General features: G+C 53.6%; 2 protein-coding genes. Both read right to left on the reverse strand.

Annotation, left to right across the window (positions count from 1 at the left end; genetic code table 11):
• Positions 1-103: 103 nt before the first annotated feature.
• Positions 104-1,132, reverse strand: a complete 1,029-nt coding sequence (locus H4J77_RS19435; RefSeq protein WP_182250104.1) for a hypothetical protein — start codon at positions 1,130-1,132, stop codon at positions 104-106.
• A 119-nt stretch (positions 1,133-1,251) separates the two neighbouring features.
• Positions 1,252-1,375, reverse strand: a 124-nt coding sequence (locus H4J77_RS19440; RefSeq protein WP_182249718.1) for a transposase, incomplete at its 5' end; no start/stop codon positions are given.

Raw genomic sequence — 1,375 nt, forward strand, 5'->3', positions numbered from 1 at the left:
CGGCGAGCTGGAGCAGTTCGGGGTTGGGTTTACTGCGTTTCGTGCGTTTGTTGATGGTCATAGTGACTCCAGGAGGAGAGGCAGTATCCTGCCGTTTCACCGGTTACACAATTTTTAGGACACCCTCCTCGGTGACGTCTGTCAAAACACCACGCCAGCCCAGAAATATACCCGTAGCTGAGTACAGGCTCTTGCCAGCCATGACCAGGTAGGCAACCCCTTTCGGAGTGGTCATGGTCAGTCTCATATCGCGGAAAGGCTGGCCCTCACCCGAGAGTATTTGTAGACGCTCAGCGTCATCCGGGCACCGCTCTGCCAGCAACGCCTGGAAACTGTGCTGGTTATCTTCATTCTGTTTCAGTCCCAGGACGTCGGTGAGGCGATTGGAAACATGGTTGAGCTTGCCGACGATATCGGTTTCCCAGAGCGCGTCGCCAGCGTTGTGCTCAAAATCCTGCAGCAACACAGCGAGGGCTTGCTCCTGTCGCTCCGAGCGCGCATTAGCCGCGATCAGATCGGTTGACTTGCGCCAGGCGCTCAAGGAACCAACCAGCACCATGGGTGAGTAGATGCACACCAGCAGGGCTACGCCAAGAGAGGCCAGATGTCCGGTTAACCACAAGGCCCCAACCGACGCAAAGGAGTAGATAAGGGTGTAGCAAATACTCGCATAGGGCAGCGGGCTAAGGACGAAGCTTCCGGCGCTGATCATACCGGTCACAATGGTTGCGAAGGCCATCTGCTGGCCTCTGGACGCGTCAGGAAACCAGATAAGTATCATGCATGCCCAAAGTGCGGCCAGGGAGGATGAGTAGATCGTTGCTCTATGTGCGCTTTTGGATGAAGCATAGACAACCGGGTTCTTGCGGATACGGTACCAGCCCTTGCAGGAGATCAGGCACAAGCAGGTAAGCGCGGCAAGCCATATCCATTGCCCTAGCGGAATATTGGGTGCGTAGGCAATAAGGAGACAGCAGCCACTACCTATATTCGCTAGCATCATCGGCAGTGTGACGCGCGTCACGGAGGTGACTTGAGCCCCGCGCAGGCGAGCCATATCGGTGTCATCTGACGAGTACATCGTCGAGATGTCAGCGAACAGCTGACGAATGTTGGCAATTTGATCGTTCAAATAGGGACGCCCGTCTCATTGATCCAGCATGATTTATAGCGCGATATTAGCAGAGCTATAGGTACCAGGGCTTGGATAAAACGCTTTATGGATTAAACAATCGGGTGCTAAAAAAGGGTTCATCGCATTTTACCGGGAAACGCTGCTTTGATTTTCAAGAAGAAGTAGTTGTTATCCCGGTAACCGTAAGCCATTCGTTTGATGACCTTGATCTTGTTGTTCATGCCTTCCAGAACACTGGTG

This window comes from Pseudomonas sp. 5Ae-yellow, from assembly GCF_014077575.1.
Taxonomy (GTDB): Bacteria; Pseudomonadota; Gammaproteobacteria; order Pseudomonadales; family Pseudomonadaceae; genus Halopseudomonas; species Halopseudomonas neustonica.